This window comes from candidate division KSB1 bacterium (genome assembly GCA_034506255.1).
GTDB lineage: Bacteria > Zhuqueibacterota > Zhuqueibacteria > Zhuqueibacterales > Zhuqueibacteraceae > Coneutiohabitans > Coneutiohabitans thermophilus.
In genome coordinates this window covers 43,925-63,943 of record JAPDPX010000010.1, presented here as the reverse complement: position 1 = coordinate 63,943, position 20,019 = coordinate 43,925, and the positions used below count along the sequence as shown (strand labels likewise).

The 20,019-nt window shown below is 59.7% G+C and carries 19 protein-coding genes; 14 read left to right on the top strand and 5 right to left on the bottom strand.

The genetic code is table 11. The features are described 5' to 3' along the window. Positions 1-13 precede the first annotated feature (13 nt). The 4 genes from ONB52_19330 to ubiA form a co-directional block, all read right to left on the bottom strand. A complete protein-coding gene (locus tag ONB52_19330; protein MDZ7418284.1) occupies positions 14-667 on the bottom strand; it encodes a TrkA family potassium uptake protein in 654 nt (217 codons plus the stop codon). Positions 668-730: 63 nt separating this feature from the next. Beyond that, positions 731-2,161, bottom strand: a complete 1,431-nt coding sequence (locus tag ONB52_19325) for a TrkH family potassium uptake protein (protein MDZ7418283.1) — start codon at positions 2,159-2,161, stop codon at positions 731-733. A gap of 125 nt (positions 2,162-2,286) precedes the next feature. Further along, positions 2,287-2,838, bottom strand: a complete 552-nt coding sequence (locus ONB52_19320) for a UbiX family flavin prenyltransferase (protein MDZ7418282.1) — start codon at positions 2,836-2,838, stop codon at positions 2,287-2,289. Continuing rightward, positions 2,835-3,674: a putative 4-hydroxybenzoate polyprenyltransferase gene (ubiA, locus tag ONB52_19315; protein ID MDZ7418281.1), complete on the bottom strand. Its 840-nt coding sequence runs from the start codon at positions 3,672-3,674 to the stop codon at positions 2,835-2,837. Before ubiA ends, ONB52_19320 begins: the two co-directional genes overlap by 4 nt. A gap of 375 nt (positions 3,675-4,049) precedes the next feature. Here ubiA and ltaE point away from each other — a divergent pair, with 375 nt between their 5' ends. The 6 genes from ltaE (at position 4,050) to ONB52_19285 (ending at position 10,186) form a co-directional block, all read left to right on the top strand. After that, positions 4,050-5,090 carry a low-specificity L-threonine aldolase gene (ltaE, locus tag ONB52_19310; protein MDZ7418280.1) on the top strand — a complete coding sequence of 347 codons (1,041 nt, stop codon included), beginning with the start codon at positions 4,050-4,052 and terminating at the stop codon, positions 5,088-5,090. A 326-nt stretch (positions 5,091-5,416) separates the two neighbouring features. Next, a complete protein-coding gene (locus ONB52_19305) occupies positions 5,417-6,649 on the top strand; it encodes an ABC transporter substrate-binding protein (GenBank protein MDZ7418279.1) in 1,233 nt (410 codons plus the stop codon). 79 nt (positions 6,650-6,728) lie between these two features. Next, on the top strand, positions 6,729-8,501 hold the full coding sequence (locus ONB52_19300) for an ATP-binding protein (protein MDZ7418278.1): 1,773 nt from the start codon (positions 6,729-6,731) through the stop codon (positions 8,499-8,501). Beyond that, positions 8,431-8,880 carry a hypothetical protein gene (locus tag ONB52_19295; GenBank protein ID MDZ7418277.1) on the top strand — a complete coding sequence of 150 codons (450 nt, stop codon included), beginning with the start codon at positions 8,431-8,433 and terminating at the stop codon, positions 8,878-8,880. Before ONB52_19300 ends, ONB52_19295 begins: the two co-directional genes overlap by 71 nt. A 134-nt stretch (positions 8,881-9,014) precedes the next feature. Next, entirely contained in the window at positions 9,015-9,203 is a 189-nt protein-coding gene (gene rpsU, locus ONB52_19290) for a 30S ribosomal protein S21 (GenBank protein ID MDZ7418276.1), read from the top strand. A 125-nt stretch (positions 9,204-9,328) separates the two neighbouring features. Then, positions 9,329-10,186, top strand: a complete 858-nt coding sequence (locus tag ONB52_19285) for an RNA polymerase sigma factor RpoD/SigA (GenBank protein ID MDZ7418275.1) — start codon at positions 9,329-9,331, stop codon at positions 10,184-10,186. A 26-nt stretch (positions 10,187-10,212) separates the two neighbouring features. On the opposite strand, the gene ONB52_19280 is transcribed toward ONB52_19285, so the two are convergent. Next, the gene (locus ONB52_19280; GenBank protein MDZ7418274.1) at positions 10,213-11,805 is read right to left on the bottom strand and encodes a hypothetical protein; all 1,593 of its coding nucleotides are present in this window, start codon (positions 11,803-11,805) and stop codon (positions 10,213-10,215) included. Between the two features lie 376 nt (positions 11,806-12,181). Between ONB52_19280 and ONB52_19275 the strand changes: the two genes are divergently transcribed. The 8 genes from ONB52_19275 to ONB52_19240 all read left to right on the top strand — a co-directional run bounded on the left by ONB52_19275 (position 12,182) and on the right by ONB52_19240 (position 19,996). After that, positions 12,182-13,246, top strand: coding sequence for a type III polyketide synthase (locus ONB52_19275; GenBank protein MDZ7418273.1), 1,065 nt, complete (start codon positions 12,182-12,184; stop codon positions 13,244-13,246). After that, positions 13,243-13,803 carry an isoprenylcysteine carboxyl methyltransferase gene (locus ONB52_19270; protein ID MDZ7418272.1) on the top strand — a complete coding sequence of 187 codons (561 nt, stop codon included), beginning with the start codon at positions 13,243-13,245 and terminating at the stop codon, positions 13,801-13,803. The genes ONB52_19275 and ONB52_19270 overlap by 4 nt, the downstream gene beginning before the upstream one ends. A gap of 68 nt (positions 13,804-13,871) precedes the next feature. Further along, positions 13,872-16,040 carry a glycosyltransferase family 4 protein gene (locus ONB52_19265; GenBank protein MDZ7418271.1) on the top strand — a complete coding sequence of 723 codons (2,169 nt, stop codon included), beginning with the start codon at positions 13,872-13,874 and terminating at the stop codon, positions 16,038-16,040. Continuing rightward, positions 16,027-16,392 carry a cupredoxin domain-containing protein gene (locus tag ONB52_19260; protein ID MDZ7418270.1) on the top strand — a complete coding sequence of 122 codons (366 nt, stop codon included), beginning with the start codon at positions 16,027-16,029 and terminating at the stop codon, positions 16,390-16,392. The genes ONB52_19265 and ONB52_19260 overlap by 14 nt, the downstream gene beginning before the upstream one ends. 116 nt (positions 16,393-16,508) lie before the next feature. Then, complete coding sequence (locus tag ONB52_19255; protein MDZ7418269.1) at positions 16,509-17,822, top strand: DUF5777 family beta-barrel protein; 1,314 nt, start codon at positions 16,509-16,511, stop codon at positions 17,820-17,822. Between the two features lie 13 nt (positions 17,823-17,835). Further along, entirely contained in the window at positions 17,836-18,270 is a 435-nt protein-coding gene (locus tag ONB52_19250; protein ID MDZ7418268.1) for a hypothetical protein, read from the top strand. A 168-nt stretch (positions 18,271-18,438) separates the two neighbouring features. Then, entirely contained in the window at positions 18,439-19,032 is a 594-nt protein-coding gene (locus tag ONB52_19245; GenBank protein ID MDZ7418267.1) for a cbb3-type cytochrome c oxidase subunit II, read from the top strand. A gap of 148 nt (positions 19,033-19,180) precedes the next feature. Further along, positions 19,181-19,996: a methyltransferase domain-containing protein gene (locus ONB52_19240; protein MDZ7418266.1), complete on the top strand. Its 816-nt coding sequence runs from the start codon at positions 19,181-19,183 to the stop codon at positions 19,994-19,996. Positions 19,997-20,019: the final 23 nt, after the last annotated feature.

Here is a 20,019-nt window from a genome sequence, read left to right as displayed (position 1 = left end):
CCGGCTGCGCGGCTCACAGTTTCTCGACCTTTTCCAAATCTTCTTCGCGGCCCACCATCACCAGCACGTCGCTGTCCTTGATGACGTGATCACCACCCGGAATGATGATGACCTTGTCCGACAACACGTCTTTGATGACGATGATCTGCACGTTGTAGCGCCGGCGCACATCGAGCGCGGCCAGCGGCTTGCCGAGCCACTCGGAGGGGGCGCCCATTTCCACAATGCCGTAGCCTTCGCCCAGAGAGACATAGTCGAGCAGGATCGAGCGCCGCAGGGTGTAGGCGAGCCGCTTGGCCATGTCACGCTCGGGGAAGACCACGCTGGAAGCGCCGAGTTTGTCCAGAATCTTGGCGTGATCCTCGGTGATGACTTTGGCAATGATCTCCTTCACACCCAGCTCGCGCAGATAGAGCGTGATCAGGATGCTGGCTTCAATGGGTTCGCCCACCGTCACCACCACCACATCGAAATCCTCCAGACCCAGGCTGCGCAGCACCTCTTTGTCCTTGGCATCGGCCACTACCGCTTTCTGGACAAAAGGCTTGATGTCCTCGATCTTCTCTTCATCGACATCGATCGCCAGCACCGGCGCGCCCAGGTCAGCCAGGTGTTTGCACAAATGATAGCCGAAGCTGCTCAATCCGATGACTGCGAAACTGCGCATAATTCCATCCCGTTGAAAAGCTCATTGCCTTGTCAGGCAGGACGGCCTGCCCGCCACTTGCTCTCATCCCACCAAAACATTCTCCCGGGCATAGGTGAAGCGGGTTTTGGCCTGCGGCCCCACCGCCAGTGCCACCGTCAACGGACCCAGGCGGCCGATGAACATGACCATGATGATCAGAATGCGGCCGAAGGGCGTGAGTTTGGGCGTGATGCCGGTTGACAGGCCGACCGTGCCAAAAGCCGAGGTGGTTTCGAAGAACAGCTCCAGGAAGAGGCCGCGGGTTTGCTGGTGGCCCATGCCGCCGGTCTCCGAAAGCAACAGCAGGAAGGTGAAGAGTGCGATCAGCACGCTGGCAAAGAACACGACGGAGATTGCCCGGGCCAGCACATCATTGGGGATGCGGCGATAGAGCAAATGCACGTTCTCTTCGTTGCCAAAACGCGAACGAATGAGGGCGAGCAGCACCGCGGCCGTGGTGGTTTTGATCCCGCCGCCGCAGGAGCCGGGGGAGGCACCAATGAACATGAGGATGATCAGGATGAACAGCGTCGCATCCGACAGGCTGCCAATATTGAGCGTGTTGAAGCCGGCGGTGCGCGCGGTGACGGACTGGAAATAGCTGGTCAGCAGCCGCGTCTCCCAGGGAAGCCCGGCCATGGTATTGTTCATTTCCAGCAGCAGGATGGCCGCGGCACCGCAAGCAATGAGCCAGGCGGTGGTGCGCAACACCAGGCGGACATGCAGGGAGGGGGTGCGGCTGTCATTGCGCAGCCGGCGGTTGATCTCGAAGATCACCACGAACCCCAATCCACCGATGATGATGAGCGAGGTAATGGTGACATTAACCAGCAAATCACCGCGGTATTTTTCGAGATTGTCGCTGTAGAGGGCGAAACCGGCATTGCAGAAGGCGGAGATTGCATGAAAAATGCCGTGATAAACCGCGGTGCTGCTGGGCAAATCCCTCATAAAACGCAGCGTCAGCAGCATCGCCCCCACCAGCTCGATGGTGAACGTTGCAAGAAAAATCGTTTTCAGCAGCGCCTTGAGATTTTGCACCGGGCCCTGGCTGAAGGTTTCCTGCAAGAGATCCCGGCTGCTGAGCGAGAGCCGGCCGCCACCCAGGAGGTAGAGCAGCAGCGTGGAGAACGTCATCAACCCCAAACCGCCAAGCTGAATCAACACCAAAATGACGATCTGGCCGAAACGCGAAAAAGTTGTGCCGGTATCGACCACGGTCAAGCCGGTGACGCAGGTGGCGGAGGTGGCGGTGAAGAGCGCGTCGACAAACCCCGGGGACTCTCCGGTGGAAGCCGCCGGCAGCGTCAACAAAAATGCGCCAACCAGGATCAATCCGGCAAAACTGGCGACCAGAATGCGTGCCGGTCCGAGGCGGCGTTGCCAACTGCGCCAGCGCAGCAGCCACTCACTCGGGAGCTGCTGACTCAGGCGCAGGAATTCACGCTGCCAGACGCTTGGCGAAGAGTTCATGTCAGGGCTTTCTCGAGATCTTTGTGGCCAGGGCATCTTTTTCTGTCAGGAAGAGCGCAAGCGCGATTCCGTTGGCGAAACCGGTTCACGCGCCTTGTTCCTGGCGCTGCTTGGGCCGCAGAGATTCACTCCAATTCTTCGGCGCGCCATCCCCGGCTTTGGCGCACGCCGAGCACACCCAGCACTTTGTCGACAAAGGCTTGCACATAGGCCTGCACGGTGGTGGGCAGAAAATACAGCGGAGGGGAAATCGGCATGATGATGACACCATCGCGCGACAGCCGCAGACACTGTTCGAGGGCCAGCGAGGACAGGGGCGTCTCCCGCACACACAAAACCATGCGAAAACGTTCTTTGAGTGCAACCTGTGCGGTACGTGTGATCAGCGAATCGCCGATGCCGGAGGCGATTTTGCCGAGCGTGGAGGTGGTGCACGGAATGATGACGAAGGCGTCCAGGGCATTGGAGCCACTGGCCAGCGGCGCGTGCAAGTCATCATTCGAGAAAATCCTTTTGACATGCGGCTGCAGATCGCGCTCGGTCACTCCCATTTCATCCTGCAGCACGACTTTGCCCCACTTGCTGGCGATCAGATACTTGTCGCCCGGGCAGGCTTTGATGAATTCGACGGCATAAACGGCGCCGGAGGAGCCGGTCACGCCTATGGCAATTCTCACGGAAAATGAACTCCTACGAGAACCATCACCAGGATCACGAAGCCCAGCACGGCGTTGATTTTGAAAAAGGCCAGCTCCACATCACTGGCTTTGGCCTGCTCGAGATAAAGCAGGAAGCCGGCAGCGGCCAGAAAGGGAAACGCCGGCCAGGAGCGAAGATAGAGCGCAAAAATCAGGAGTAAAACCACGAACGCCATCGCATGCAGCAGAGCCGAGACGCGCAGGGCGCGCGTGCGGCCCAGTGCCGCCGGCAGCGAATGCAGGCGTGCCCGGCGGTCGAATTCCTCGTCCAGCGTGGCATAGATGATGTCGAAGCCTGCCACCCACAGCAGCGCAAACAGCGCGAACAACAACCCGGGAAAGAGATTGTGCAGTGATTGGGTGACCGCCACCCAGCCTGCCAACGGCGCCATTGCCAGCCCCAGACCCACCCCGAAGTGGGCCAGGGGGGTAAACCGTTTCATGTAGGGATAAAAAAGAAAAATGGCGAGCGGCAGCGGCGACCACTGCAGGCAAAAGCGGCCGATCAAGCCCGCGCTCACGAAATACAGGACCAGCCCGCTGAGCATTACTGCCACAGCCTGCGCCAGCGTCATGCGACCGGACGGCAGCTCACGCCCGGCCGTGCGGGCATTGAGTTTGTCGATTTTGTGGTCGATGATGCGATTCAGCGCCAGGGCAACGGTGCGCGCCCCGACCGCAGCGAGCAACATCAGCAATGCCAGTCGCCCCGAAATCAGACCGTTCGCCGCCAGTATCGCCCCGCTGAAAATCAACGGCAGGGAAAACAATGTATGCTCGAGTTTGACAAAGCGCATCACTGTGGCAAGCTGCACATCCTCGCTCCGGCTTGATAAATGCGCAAAGTACGGTCGGCCGCCTTTTGTGCATGTGGGAAGCGGCCTGTGCAATCCCGTCCCTCCCGCAGTTGGTTCTGCCTTGCCGGCATCCCGATGAAACGGGCAAGCGGGATGACAGCAAATAGAAGCGCTGTAATATAGTCAAATTAGTCTGAGAAACAAGTGGCAGCTCCCGCCGGACGCTGCCGGCACGCGCCGCCCGGGGAGATTTCCCTTGCAAGTTTGAACGAAAACCGATAAAGTGAGCGGTCTGAATATGCGCTGCTGCACCACTTGCCTTCCGGGGGAAGGACGGGACAGCAGTGGTGAATCGTGTGTGTGAGGGACGGGCGAACAAAATTGCAAGGGCCCATGTCCGTGGTGGATCTGCGCAGCGACACAGTAACGCAACCGACGCCGGCGATGCGCCGTGCAATGGCCGAGGCCGAGGTGGGAGATGATGTTTATGGCGAAGATCCCACGGTCAATCGCCTGCAGGAATATGTCGCGCAACTGCTCGGCAAGGAGGCCGCCCTGTTCGTGCCGAGCGGAACCATGGCCAATCAGATCGCCATTCACTGCCACACCCAACCTGGCGATGAGTTGATCTGCGAGGCACAGTCGCACATTCTCGATTATGAGCTGGGTGGCGCCGCGGCGTTGAGCGGCGTGTCGGCGCGCCCCCTCGCCGGTGATGCGGGAGTGATCACCGCCGCGCAGATCGAAGCCGCAATCCGGCCGCCGGTTTACTATTTTCCCCGCACGCGGCTGGTGGTGCTGGAAAACACCCATAACCTCGCGGGCGGTACGATCTGGCCTTTGGCGGAAATGGAGAAGATTCGCGAGCTGGCCGCGCGCAACTCCCTGCGCACGCACCTGGATGGTGCGCGGCTGTGGAATGCGTGTGCCGCCAGCGGTTTGGCCCCCAGCCGGTATGCCGGATTGTGTGATTCAGTTTCGGTTTGTTTCTCCAAGGGATTGGGCGCGCCGGTGGGTTCGGCATTGGCCGGCACTCAGGAGTTTATTGCAGCCGCGCGGCGTTGCCGCAAAAGATTTGGCGGCGGCATGCGGCAGGCGGGAATTCTGGCGGCGGCGGCGTTGTTCGCGCTCGAGCACAATCGTGATCGTCTGGCGGAGGACCACGCACATGCCGCACAACTGGCACGGGCGCTGGCGGACATGCCGGAAGTGCGGGTGGATTTGACGCGGGTGCAAACCAACATCGTCATGATCGACATCAGCGATCCGGCGCACGAGGCTGCGACGCTCAGCGAGGCCCTGAAACACGAAGGAGTTTGGCTTTCACCCGCGGGCAAACGCCGTCTGCGGGCAGTGACACACCTGCAGATCACCGCCGCCGACATCACACGGGTAATCGACGCTTTTCGGCGCGTGCTGCAGAACCGGAAGTAAGGTGGCGGTCGATCGTCTTCTTCCCTGACACGCCGGGCATGCGCCGCACGGGCCACGGGTGACATGCCGGAAGACGGTCGCGGGCTGCCGGGCACCGTCGCCGGTGGTGCCGGCGTGCGCACAGCCTCACGCCGCAGATTGCCGCGATGTTTGCATCACATGGCAGGATCTGGTTGCATCGCATTGCTACCACACTTGCAGAAAAATCCTCCCACCCAAGCGCTAAACCTCCACGAATGACCCCCGGAGCGGAAAGGGCCGGAGCCATCGTGCCCAGTGTGATTTGTCCTGGGTCTGCTGCTGTCTTCCAAAAAATGATGGTGTGCTTGCGCCAAACATACCTTGCCCGCCGCCTGGTGTGTGGCTTGTCTCTGCTCTGGCTGCTCGCCGGTGCCGGGGGAATGCCGGCCACGGCGCAGCCGGGTTTCTTCGCCCCGCGAGCCGTGGTGGTGGGGCTGTTGACTGGCGAGCAGGACGTGCGCCGGCTTGCGCTGCACACCCGCGCCGGTGATTTTTTGGTTGCGGAAACCGGTGATGCCAGCCCCTTTTCCATGGTTGCCGGCAAGACCAACAATCTTTTCCTCACCTTTAAGCCTTCGGCATTCAGCGCACCGCTTTCGCAGGTGCCCAGTGCGCGGCCTCCCACCGGTGTCGAATATCGTTTTTTTACCAGCGAGCGCAGCCTGGTTTCGGAGATCATCCTGGGCAACATCGACTACGCCGTGCTCACCAGCAAGGCTTCCGCCGAGGAGATCCAAAACACCGGTTCCATCTATCAAATCGTGCCGCTGCCGCCCGACCGCAATACCGTTGATCTGATCTGTTACAATTACGCGCACCCGCTGTTGCGTGATTTGGCGGTGCGCCGTGCGCTCGGCCATGCCATTGACCGCAAGAAGTTTCTGCGCCAGGTGCTCTCCGGCGAAGCGGATTTGGCGCGCGGGCCTTTCGAAAAGGAAAGCATCTACTATACCTCGGCGGTACGGGAAGTGAAATATGACCCCCGCCTCGCGATCGCACTGCTGGAGGCCGCGGGCTGGGGCCGGATGAACCGGGAACACATTCGCATCCGCAACAACCGGCCGCTGCGTTTTCGCCTGTTTTTCCAGGAGGGTGTGAAGCTGAAGGAGCAACTCGCCCGCCAAATCAAAATCGACTGGAATCAAATCGGTATCGACGTCATTCCCGAACCGCTCAGTGCCGCGGCGCTGAATGATTCGGTGCAAAGCGGCCGCTTTGATGCCGTGTTGCTGCAGCATCGTTTCGCGGATTCGCCCGCGAGCCTGCTGGAGTTTTTTGGCGATGGTTCCGGCAGCGGCCGGCTGGGCTACCGCAGCGAGCCTTACTGGCACACCCAGACGCTCCTGCGCAACTTCACGCGGCAGGAGGACATTCGGACGGCAACCATGCGACTGCAGTTGATTTTGGCGGAAGATCAGCCCGCCACCTTTCTGTTTCATCCCTGGCTGGTGTGGCATATCATCAACGCCGCGGGTTTTGCCGACTATCTCAACGGCAACGGCAGGCCCAAACCTTTTTTTGAATGGCGGGTGCGCTGACCGCCCGCCTCGCTGTGGCCGGCGAGGAATTCATCGCCGGTGAAACCGCAACGCGCGCTTTACGTGACGGGTCGTTGACATGCAGGTCCCCCCAATCCCCATTCGACATCGGCTCTTCACCCGCCTGCTGATTTCGCATATTTTTTTGGTGACCATTCCCCTGTTGATCACCGGCCAGATTCTCATTCATACGGCGCAACAGGCCATCCGCGAGACCATTCTCGATCGCAACCTGCAGTTTGCCCGCCGCTCCTCCTCCCTGATCAGCGCCACGCTCGGGCGCGCACATGACATTCTGCGCATCAATGCCCAAAGCCCGGCGTTCTCCGGCAACGACCGCATGGGGCAGGAATTGATCATCAACAAGATCGTGCGCGAGTTTCCCATCTTCAAAAAGATTTCGCTGCTCGATACCCTCGGCCGGGTGATCCGCTCGACGGCCTTCGGCGTGCCGCGGGGTCACTCGGTCGATCCGGATCTGCTCACCGCCATCCGCAACAACAAAAGCCACACCTCGCCGGTGTACATCTCCGATGAAAAATTGCCGCTGATGGACATCGCCGAGCCGGTGCTGGTCTTTGATGAGGTCAGCGCCTGCCTGCTCGCCGAAGTCGACCTGAAGGAAATCTGGGCGCTGGTGGACAGCAATCGCGTCGGTCCCAGGAGCGAGGCCTTCATCTTTCGTTCCGACGGCCAGTACATCGCACACACCGACCGCCGGCAGGTGCTGGAGCGCCAGCGCTTCGAGGAAGCTGCCATCGTTGCGGCTGCCATCGCCGGTAAAAGCGGCAGTCACACCTACGTCGATCGTCACGGCGTCGAGATGCTGGCAGCTTATGCCCCCATTGCCGGGCAGCGGTGGGCCACGGTGATCCAACAGCCCACCCGCGAGGCCTTCGCCCCCTCACGCGTCATGGAGATGCAGATTTTTTTGCTGATGGCGGGCAGCGCCCTGGTGGCGGCGCTTATCGCAGCCGTCTACACCAGACAAATCGTCAAGCCGGTGAATGAGCTGATCAACGGCATCACGGAAATCTCCCGGGGCGGCCTGAAACACCAAATTCGGCGCCTCGGCCGGGATGAGATCAGCACTCTGGCGTTGCATTTCAATGCGATGACACGGCGCTTGCGCCGCTTTCAAGACCGCCTGAAGCGGGCCGAACGGCTGGAGACCCTCAACAAGCTCTCTTCGGTGCTGTCGCATGAAATTCGCAATCCGCTTAACGCCATGGTGATCAACCTGCAGTTGATGCGGCGGGAGTTTCACAGACCCGAAATCGATCCGCAAAAGCTCGAACATTATCATCAAATCCTGGCTGCGGAAATCCGGCGGGTCGATGATCTGGTGAGCAATTTCCTGATGATCGCTCGGCCGCCCAAACTCGAAAAATCCGAGCAATGCCTCAACGATCTGCTCGATGAACTGGTCAAAATGGAAACCCCGGCGGCGCTGCAACGAGGCGTGCGCGTGGAGCGTGACTATCGCGTCAGCAATTTGCGCGTACAACTGGACCCCAACCGGATGCATCAGGTCTTCCTCAACATTTTCATCAATGCAGTGCAAGCCATGCCCGGCGGCGGCCGGCTGATCATTGGTCTCGACCTGGTGAACCGCCGGTCGCTTGAGGACACCCGCCGGCCTTATGCTGTGGTTTGGTTTCGTGACACCGGCAAAGGCATTCCCAGGGAAAATCTGAACCGGATTTTTGATTTTTATTTTTCAACCAAAAAAAGAGGCACCGGGATAGGCTTGGCTTTGGCTTTGCAAATCGTGGAGGAGCATGGCGGCACCATTCGGGTGGAGAGCGAAGTGGGGCGGGGCAGCAATTTCATCATCTATCTGCCGGCATGAGCAGAGGACCAATCACTTCTGCCGGAGGCGTGCTATCGCGGTTCCGAACCTGGCGCATCAAGGCAGGAGGGCTGTCAACCCGTTTGCGGGGGCAATAAATATTTGTCACATGCTTGACAATGTGAGATTATTGCTGTATATTCCGCGCTCTCAAAAAAGAACAAACAAGCCTATTCTTTTGGAATTCATCGAAGTTACGTCGGTAAAATTTTTATCGCGCTGGGATTATGAAGAAAGTTTTTCGCTGGCGGCAAAACAAAATGGCCAGATGCAACGTCTTCATGCCAGCATTCTGAGAATTGTCACCCGCGAGAACAGCACTGACAAAAATGTAATTGAACTCAAAATCTTCCAACAGCTTAACCGCCGGATCGTTTGAGACAATGGTGGAACTTTATCTCTCCTCGGGCAGTTAAGATGAATTGCCAGCGGGTTGTTAAGGTCTCTAAATTTCTAACCTTGACGCTCCGCCCGCTACACCCAAGAGAGTTAAAGCGAAAGGGGTTACCAAATATGGTCCGAGTTACTGTTGGCGCAAAAGAGTCGCTTGACCGCGCGATCGTCCGGTTCAAGCGCAAATGTGATCGCGCGGGTGTGTTGCGGGATTTCAGAAAGTCAACCTACTATCTCAAACCCAGCCAGCGCAGGCGCATGCGTCGGGAAAACGCCATTCGCAGAGCAAATCGACTGCGGATGCGCTAATGCCTGGCAGGATTTCTGCATGCTTGCTTTCCGCAATTGCACGCATGAGCGTGTATTAGCTGTCTCATAAGTCTATGCACACTATTGGTTTGATCATGGCAACATGATCGCAATCGGATGAACACATGGCCAAGAAACGCAAAGTAACCGAAAGCCGGACCAAACAGTCGATTGAGAAATATCTCGAAGAGATTGGTGGATATTCCCCACTGGCTCCCGAAGAGGAAGTGGAACTGGCGCGCCAGATCCGCAAGAGCAATGGCAAGGCCCTGGATAAACTGGTGAAAGCCAACCTGCGCTTTGTCATCAGCGTTGCCAAGGAATATCAGGGCCAGGGATTGCCGCTGCAGGATCTGATCAGCGAAGGCAACCTCGGTCTGATCAAAGCCGCGCAGCGCTTCGATGAAACCCGGGGCTTCAAATTCATCTCCTATGCAGTCTGGTGGATTCGCCAATCGATTCTGCAGGCGCTCGCCGAGCAAAGCCGGGTCGTGCGTCTGCCCCTCAACCGCGTGGGTGCCATCAACAAGGTCGGCCGCGCGCTGGAAGAGCTGGAGAAGCGCTTCGGCCGCGAGCCCAGCATGGAGGAGATCGCCGAAAAGATGGAACTGACTGCCTATGAGGTGGCGGACGTGTTGAAAACTTCCGCACGCCATCTTTCGCTCGACGAGCCTTTCAAGGAAGAAGAGGGAAACAGTCTGCTCGATGTCATCGAAAGCGACCGCTATGCTCCGCCGGATGAAGGATTGATGCAGGAGTCCCTGCAGGTGGAAATCGACAAAGTCCTGTCCACCCTCAAGCCGCGCGAAGCCGAAATCATCCGGCTCTACTTCGGTTTGGATGGCGACCGGCCTTTGACCCTGGAGGAGATTGGCGAACACTTCAAGCTGACGCGTGAGCGTGTACGTCAGATCAAAGAAAAGGCCCTGCGCCGGCTGCGGCACCGCTCCCGTCTGGAACCCCTGCGCAAATATTTGGGCTGATCCTCCCTTCCGTATCAACCTGATGATCAAATGCCTCCGGCTTCAGCCGGTGGCATTTTCATTTTCTGTCTTTGCAGGCTGGGCATGCGCCGCTGGGCCACAATTCCCCAAAACAGCAGACCATATGGTGGACCAAATTCCAACCATTTCCACCAGGCCGCCTCGCGCCACAAGCCGCTGACCAAATAATCATGCAGAATCCAATAGGACAGGAAAACGGTGGCCGTCAACAGCCACAAGCCGCCGAGTGCCGGCTTCCCAGCCAAGGCGGGGATCAGGGCCGGCTGCCAGATCGGAGGCGAGCCAGCTTTGCGGACTTCGTGGCTCAGGCAAAGCAGGGGTAAAAGCCACAACAAATACCAAGGCTGCAGAGTCGGGGAGAGCAGAAGCAACGATGCCAAAATCGCCAGTGAGAGCTGCGGCAGGTGAGCCGTCATGCCCACGGCTGGCGTTTGCCAAAAGTGCCGGCCGACCCGCATGGAGATCAGCAGAAACAGCACAGTCACGCCGGCTTTGGCGAGATGCAGCGCCAGGTCGATGCGCCGGGTTTGCAAGACTGTGGGCGTCACCTCCCAATCCGGCGGCACCATCAACAGCACAACCAGGCGATCCGGCAGCAACGCATGCACGGCGTTGAAGAGCATCGCAAAGAAGCTGTCATTGAAGCGCCATTTCGCGGAGTAGACCAGCAATCCCGCAAGAAGCTGTGAGCCGGCCCCTGCAACAGGCGCGTAGCCCAACAGAATCGTGGCGGCAAAAGCAGTGAAGCACCGGACCGCGGCCCGCCGCCCGGCGCTGCGCCACGCCATCATCAGCCAGAAGGGCAGCAATAAAAGTGCGAGAAATTTCACCAGAAATGCCAGGGCCAGAAACAAGCCGGCTCTGGCATGATGATTCTGCCGGCTCGCATGCATTGCCATGACAAGGCACAGCACACCCACCACGTCGCTGTGACCGCTGCCGGCGATTTCGATGACCGGCAGGGGATGCCAAGCATAAAGCAAAACCATGCCGGCGGCCGGGCCAAAATTCGGCAGCATGTGCAGCAACATGCCAATGAGCACGAGATCAAATAAAAGCAGGATGGCCTTCAAGCTGAGCACGGGATTGAAATCCAAGGCCTCGGCCAGCGCCACCCCGGCGGCGAAGAGATACTGCAGCAGCGGTGGATAGACGGTGTTTACTCCGGTGTGACTCATGCGACCGTACACCGCTGCGTCGCGCAAGCCCGCCAGCTCCGGTGCCGCGGGTGGCAGGGAATAGGGATTCAGCCCGTGCGTCACCAGCCGGCCATCCCACACGTAGCGATAAATGTCATTTGACAGCCACGGCGTTTGTGGTAGCAGGCAAAGGCGGAACACCACGGCAAATCCCATGATCAGCCATTTGAATTTGCGCGAAAGAGCGCCATCGCCAGCGTGCCGGCGCAGGGCCCCAAAAGCCGTGAGCAACAAGACAAACTGCGCGCCAACGAGCGCCAGAAACCAGGGCACCCTCGCTTCCGGCAGATGCAGGGCCGCGGGCATGATTTCCCCACCCAGCATGCCATAGCTGAGTGCGGTGGCAATCCCCGCAGTGACGAATATCACGTCCGGGGGCAGCCGTTTGCGCATGATCATGAAATCCTTCCATCTCCGGCTGGCGAACAGATGAAGCGACCAGTGGCGCTTCATACGCTCGGTGGTCAGTGATCCAAGCTGGCGAAAGTCCGGCAATATACCGAAATAGCGGCAAAAGAGGCCACACGAAAATTACGATGCCGGGGTTTGAATGAGGCATATGGTGCGCAGCGAGTTCAAGTTGCTTGAATGGCCTGCCTGCCGCATACGGCCAGCAAGGGCGGATCAACCGCCATGACTGTGGAAAAAACTTGCACTTGCATTTGAGGGGTTTCGTGTATATATTTTTATAATTTTTTTCTCATGCCATCTCCTGCCGCGTTCATCGTAAGGTCTCTGCTCTGTTCTTGCAATCATTTAAAGGAGTGACGGCGAGGTGCCTTTGCTGGTTGGTATCGAGACCATCGTGCCGCCTTTTGTTTACCGTCAGGAAGTCGCAGGTGATTTTGCCCGCCAGCTTTTTGGGGGCTCTGTCCTCAATGTTGCCCGCCTCTTGCCCATTTTTAAACATGCTGAAATCGAACAGCGCCATTTTTGCATGCCGGCGGAATGGTACGGCCAGGATCACCGTTTCAGCGAGAAAAACCGACTGTACACCGAGCAGGCGGTGGCGCTGGCCACTGAAGCCGTGCGCCGGCTGTGTGCGCAACATCGGCTCGCGCCGGAGGAAATCGATCACGTTTTCTTCGTTTCCAGCACCGGCATCGCCACTCCCAGCATTGATGCCCATCTCGTCAACACGCTGCCTTTGCGGTCTTCGGTCAGGCGTTCTCCGCTTTGGGGCCTGGGTTGTGCCGGCGGGGTGGCGGGTTTATCCCGCGCCGCCGACTGGTTGAAAGCCTATCCGGACAGGCGCGCCGTGGTGATCGCGCTGGAATTGTGCAGCCTGACTTTCATCCGCCGGGATCTCTCAAAAAGCAATTTCGTTGCCACCTCGCTGTTTGCAGATGGTGCCGCCGCCGCCTTGTTGCTCGGTGATGCCTGTCCGCATGACCAGACGCCTGCAATCCAGATTCTGGCCTCCAACGCCATCACTTGGCGCAATTCGCTGGAAGTGATGGGCTGGGAAATGCACGATGACGGCTTGAAGGTGCTGTTCTCCAGGGATATTCCAACCATCGTGCGGGAATCGGCGCGGCCCGCCATTGAGCAGTTTCTGGCCGCCCAGGGCATGGCAGTAAAGGACATTTCTGCTTTCCTTTCGCATCCCGGTGGCGCCAAAGTGATCGCGGCTTACGCGGAAGCGCTCGAGATTCCACCGCACAAGACAAAATACATGCGGCAGGTCTTGCGCGACTACGGCAACATGTCAAGCGCGACCGTGCTCTTCGTCTGGCACGAGTATTTGCAATCGTCCGATTACAAAAGCGGAAGCCACATCCTGGCGACCACGCTCGGACCGGGCTTCTCCACGGAAATGATCCTGGGGCGCTGCCTGTGAGCGGACCGCAAACATTCCTGCTTGCGGTGCTTGCGGTGCTGGTGGTGCAGCGGCTGCTCGAGCTGTGGCATGCCCGGCGCAACGAGCAGTGGCTGCGCCAACACGGAGCGGTGGAACTCGGTGCCGATCATTATGGTTTTATTGTAGCGCTGCACACCGCTTTTTTGCCCGGCCTGGCCGTGGAGGGATTCCTGCGCGGACCACAGTTGCATCCCTACTGGCCGGTGATTCTGGCTTTGCTTCTGACGGCCCAGGCACTGCGCTATTGGTGCCTGGCCACACTCGGTCGTTTTTGGAACACGAAGATTCTGGTGATTCCCGCCGCGCCTTTGATCAAGCGCGGGCCATACCGCTGGTGCAAGCATCCCAATTATGGCGTGGTCATTGCTGAGATTTTTTTCATTCCATTGCTTTTTCAGGCGTGGTGGACTTTGATAACTGCTTCATTGATCAATCTTGCGTTGTTGCGAGTGCGCATTGCCGTCGAGAATAAGGCGCTGGCGTGCGCTTTGCAGGATGACGGGAATGCTGCCGGCGCTGTCGTAAGCAAGGGCTGAGCTGAAAGAAAGCGCCTGCGCCATCGTTGCTTCACTCACCGTCTCGAAATCCAAACTGTGAGTTTGCATTGCGCATAGGAATTGACGCAACCTGTCTGCCGCCTTCTCTGGCCGGAGCGGGACGCTACGTACTCGGTCTCATCAGAGGGCTGGCAAGCCTGGAGCGCGATCACGAGTATTACATATTCGTGAAAAAAAAGGATGCACCGCGCTTCACCAATCTGCCAGCCAACATGCACCGGGTGGAACTCCCCAATTACCCCCGCCCGCTGCGATTGGTCTGGCAGCATTTCTGCGCGAGCAGTTCCGCACGGCGACACAAACTGGACATTTGGCATGGCACGCACTACGCCCTGCCACGCCCGCAGCCGGGCGTGCGTTTGGTCTCGACTTTTCACGATTTGGGCGTGTTCCTCCATCCGGAATTTTATCCCGCGGGCAAGCGCCTCTATTTTCAGGCGGCGATCACCCAGGCGGCACGCCGTGCCGATCATATTCTCGCTGTTTCAAAAGCCACGGCGCGCGACTATCGCCGCTTCACCCACCGGCTGTCACTGCCTGACCGCCACGGCGTCGTGACCGTCATTGCCTCGGGCGTACACGAAGAGTTCTTTGTCCCGGTCCCCGAGGAGCACAAGCAGAGCATGCGCCAAAAATACGCCGGCGGCGCGCCTTATTTGCTTTTCGTGGGAACCTGCGAGAAGCGCAAAAACCTCGGCATGTTGATCGAAGCTTTTCGCCGCTTCGCTCTCAACGGCCGGCGGGATCATGTGTTGTTGCTCGCCGGTCAACCGGGCAACGGCTCCCGCGCCCTCGAGCAGGCCCTGGCTGCTTACTGCCTGCACGGCCGCGTCCGGCTGCTGGGGTACGTGCCTGAAATGGATTTGCCCGCACTTTATCAGGCTGCGGCATTGGTAGTTCTGCCCTCCCACTATGAGGGCTTCGGCTTTCCGCTGTTGGAGGCGATGGCCGGTGGCGCCGTTGCCCTGGCTGCGAACAATTCCGCCCTGCGGGAACTGGCAGGCCACCGCGCCATGCTGTGCGACAACGATGCCGGGGCATGGGCTGCCCGCATGGCGGAGTTGGTTGACAACCAGGAATTGCGCCGCGAACTCTGTCACCACGGCCGCCGGCATGCCCGTCGCTTCACCTGGCGCAAAACGGCCGAACAGATGGTTGCGTTTTACGAAAGTTTGTCCAAAGAAAATTCCGTTCGCATGTTTCCCCCGGCAAAGGGCACAGCCATTCCGGCCTGCCGCAATGGCATGGCTGCGTTTGCAATGACTCCGGAGAGAATGCGGGTAGTTGCCGAAGCGGCATTACGCACCCTGGCATATGCGGATTTGTTTGACTATCCCCTGGCGCGCGCGGAGATTCACGAGGGCCTCCCGGGCGTGCGCGCCACCCCGGTCGAAGTCGCTGCTGCCTTGCAGTTTCTGCATCAGCACGGCCTGATCGCAGAGTCCTGCGGCTTTTTCTTTCTGGCTGATCGCCGCCATCTGCCCGAATTGCGCGCGGAACGGCGCGAGCTCAGCCGGCATTTGCTGCAGCGCCATCGCAGAATTTTGGCGCGCATCAGTAAATTCCCGTTCGTGCGCACCGTGGCCCTTTCCGGAGCGCTCGCCTTCGAAAACGGCCGGGCAGACGACGATATTGATCTGTTTCTGATTGTCGACAGCCGGCGTTTGTGGACTGTTTACGCCGGCCTGGTACTGTTTACCAAATTGCTCGGCAAACGCAGGATCATCTGCCTGAACTGTCTGGTCGGTCACCGCCACCTTGCGTGGCCGGAACGCGATTTCTTCATCGCCCATCAAATCGTTCATTTGCTGCCGTTGAGTGGCACCGCCATGTTGCGCCGCTTCATGGCGGCCAACGCCTGGTGTCGGACCTTTCTGCCGCAGGCCGGCGGTCGCCGGCGGCTGGCGCATCCGCTGGCGACCGCCGCTGCATCCGCTCCACCGGCGCGGCTGCAGCGCCTGATGGAGGCGGTGCTGGCGCTCGCTCCATTCGATCAACTCGAGAGACTTGTCTTCATGTTTTATCGCCGCCGGATTCAACGGCGCACGCAAAACCTGCCGGCCGGGGCGGTCACAGCGCAAGCCGGCTGCATCCTGCTGTTTACCAACGATCATCGTTTCCGTCTTCGGACAAAATTGGAGGCGCGCCTGCAGCCCGGGCTCGCCCGGCTGCAGGCGGCGTGGGAAGAGAGGAAAGAAACGCATGCGTGCCCCTAAGCGGTTGGCGGCAGTCTTGCTGCTGGCCGCCCTCGCCTTGCTGCTGGTGCAGTGCGGCCAGCAAAATCCGTTTGAACCGACGCGCGGCGCAAATGAAGTGTGGATTCAAGCAACGCGCTTCGATCCGCCGGAGTTGACCGTTGCCACCGGCACCACCGTGGAATGGACCAACAAGGACAATACCATTCATGACATCACCAGTGGCACGCCCACCCACCCGGCGGGTGATTTTTCCCCCTCGCCACCTTTGAAGACAAATGAAACCTACATGGTGGCGTTTCGCAAAGCCGGACGCTTCCCCTACTACTGCACCGTGCATCCGCAGCAGACCGGGGTCATCATCGTGCAGTAGAGGGAGCCGCCGCGGAGTCGATAAACCCTGACAGCGCAGAGGCAAAACAGCAGCGTCTCTTTCCCGCTGTCTCCCTGCCGCTTTGACCTTCTCATGAACTCAACTTGGAGGAGATCATGATGCAATTGCGCCCTCGCTGGTTGACCGCTTTTCTGAGCGTGCTACTCGCGCTGGCAGGCGCGAATTTCACGCGGGCCGGCGAAACCAGGCCGTTTGCGGCCAGCCCCGTGGAAGAACCGGCCTTTGCCTACCCCGGCCGACCGGATGAGCTGGAAGATCGCGTGCTCGACATCTTCGAGGCCAAATGCGCCTTTGCGGGCTGCCATGCCGGCACCTCTGCCCCGCAGGGTTTGGACTTGACCGAAGAGGGTTTCAAGGCCAGTCTCATCAATGTCAAAAGCTCGGGGCTGCCGAAATACCTGCGCGTCAAACCGGGCGATGCCGGCAACAGTTACTTGATGGGCAAGATCCGCGGTTCGGCCGCCATCAAGGGCGAGCGCATGCCCAAGGGCGCGGCACCGCTTTCGCCGGAAGAGATCAAGACCATTGAAGCCTGGATCAATTCACTCGCTGCCGACCTCAAAGTGGCAGCGCCGCGGCGGCAATATGCCCAAGCCTTTTATGGCTGGTCGCTTGCCAATTTGCCCACCGCCGAGCCGGTGGAAAAAGGCGCCTTCATGTATCGCATCGCCCATCGCTTCAAAGCCCCCGTCGCTCAGGGCTTCGATCAGCTCTTTGGTCTCGATGGCGGCGCCTTCATGATGACACAACTCGCGTTTCCGCTCACCGATGATTTCACCTTCAGCCTCGCGCGCTCGGGCCTGAATGCCACCTTCGAGATCGGCGGCAAATGGCGTTTTCTGCGCCAGAAAAGCGATGGCTCGGTGCCGCTGTCCGCCGCGCTTTATGCCGGCGTGGATTGGGCCACTTTGAAGGGGATTCCGGATCCCGCCAATCCAACCGCCGGCAATCTCAGCCGCACGGATGCGGAGCGCTTTGCGATTTTTGGCCAGGTGCCGATCACCAGGCAGTTGGGCTCGCGGGTTTCCCTGGCAGTGGTGCCGGGCATCCTGCTCAATGGCAACGTGACGGTGGACGGTGAAGATCCGCTGGTCACCATCGGCGTGGGCGGCAAGTTCGCGTTCAACGAGAAATATGCGCTCTTCTCCGAGATCGTGCCAATCGTCTCCGGCGATGAAACTGCGCTCATCGTCGGCGGTCCGCGTGTGGATGGCGGCAGGCAAGTTTTCAATGACACCTTCGTCGCGGGTCTCGAGATCAAAGCTGGCGGCCACGTTTTCCACCTGTTCGTGACCAACTCCGGCGGCAACACCACCAATCAATATTTGAGCGGCGGCAACCTCGATTTTGCCGACGGCGATTTTCGCCTGGGCTTCAATATCTATCGCATTCTCAGCTATCCTTTCTAACAGGAGATGTTCCATGTCTTTCCGATTCCTGCGGTGGTACGGCCTGCGGCTGCTGACGGCCTGCGGAGTTGCGGGTCTTTTGGCAGCCTGCCAGCACGATTTGAGCGCACCGTCCGCCCCGCAAGACCCCACCACCTTCTCCAGCATTCAAGCGAACATCCTGACGCCGCGCTGCGTCAATGCCGGCTGCCATCCGGGCGGCAACGCGCCGATGTCGCTCGCTGCCGGCGCGGCCTACAACAACCTGGTCAATGTCAATTCCGCCACCTACGGCAAACCGCGTGTCTCGCCCGGCAATCCCAACAACAGTGTGCTCTATCTCAAACTGATCGGTGACAACAGCATTGGCGGCAGTGCCGGCCGCATGCCGCCCGGGCAGCCCGCCTTGAGCGTCTCTGCCATTCAAGCCGTGCGCGATTGGATTGCCAAGGGCGCCCCCAACGACTGATCTTGGTCCGCCCAACAACGTTCGCGCTCCGATGCTGCCGGCGCTTTCGCACACCGGGCCCGGAACATCCCGGAGATTCTGCTTTGGCAGCCATGGTCATTGCAGATACATTCCCTCGGAAGATCGTGATTTCAGGCGGTGCAACCATCAACTTTGGAGGAGCAAATCATGCGGAAGTCTTCGGAATTCGCATTCATCATGCTGCTGTTGCTCGGTGGCAATTTGCCGGCACAAGACAAGGCCGCGTCCCCGCCGTTCGACGCCCTCGCCGGCCGCAGCATTTACGCCGCCAAAAAATGCGGTGACTGCCACAATCAGGGCGCGACAAAATTCACCGCCATCAAGAAAAACTATGACGCCGCCGGCCACGCCAAGCATGCCACGGATCTCAACCTGCCCATGGCGCTGGGCGAACCCAAGTCCGAACGCGCCAAAAAGAAGATGCTGGAAAAAGAAAGCGAGGCGCTTGCGGCCTACCTGGACCATCGCAAGGCCGCAGATGCCGCGCCCGAAAACTTCGTGACCGCCGGTTTGATCATGGTGCGGGAATCCTGCCGCAATTGCCACCTGATTCAGGGCACCGGCAGTGACACCGGCCCCGCGCTCGCCGGCGTGGGCGCCAAACGTGATTACAAATGGCTCTACGATCACTTCGTCGACCCGCAAAAGTTCGTGAAAGACTCCACCATGCCCAAGTTCGGCGAAAAGCTCGGCAAAACCGAGCTGGAGGCACTCAGCGCCTATCTCGTGACGTGGAAGTGAGCTGACTTGACGGGATTGCGCCGGCGTGACCCTGCTGGTCGCGCCGGCTTCAAGGTGCCGCCGGCGCCGCTGTTTCTCCGGCCGTGCGGCAGGCGATGTGCATGGTGCACTGCGTGAAAGACCAACACCTGCAGGCCAATTTGATTCGATGCCTGTGATCGAGCGGCAACCAGTCGAAAAGCCTGCCCCCTTCGACGCTCTCGCTGCGAGCTACGACGCCGGGGAGGCCGCCAATCCCATTTTGCAATGGATGCGGCAACGCCTGCAACAAGCCGCGCTGCCCACTTTTGCCGGCGGCCGGCGCTTGTTGGAGATTGGCAGCGGCACCGGCACGGATGCGGTCTTCTTTGCGCGCCAGGGCTTCACCGTGGTGGGTGTGGAACCGGCGGCTGCCATGCTGGCGGTGGCGCAGGCCAAAGTGAACGCCGCCGGCTGTGCGCCGCGTGTCCGCCTGGTTCAGACCGCGGCCGAAGCGCTGGCACCAGTCACAGCGGCGGCACCCTTCGACGGCATGTTCTCCAATTTCGGTGCGCTCAATTGTGTGGCGGATTTGCGCGGCTTTGCCGAACAAGCAGCGCGGGTGCTGCGACCCGGCGCGCCTGTTTTCCTCGTCGTCATGCCGCCGCTGTGCCCGTGGGAAATCACCTGTCATCTGTTGTGCGGCCGGCCGCGCACTGCTTTCCGCCGCTGGCTTGGGCGCCACGGCGTCCTGGTCAATCTCGCGGGCAGCGCGGTGCGCACGTGCTATTTCACGCCGGCGGAGATGCGTGCCTGCTTCGCTCCCTGGTTTGTGTTGGTGCGACAGTTCAGTGTCGGCCTGCTGGTGCCGCCGCCGTATGTCCGCCGGCTGGCGTGCAAACCGGCATGGCTCCGCGCCCTCGCGCACTGTGAGGAAAAAATTGCCGACTGGCCGGTGTTGCGCAATTGGGGCGATCATGTGGCGTTGCTCTTCCGCCGCCGGTGAGTCGCGCGTTTCACACCAAGCTT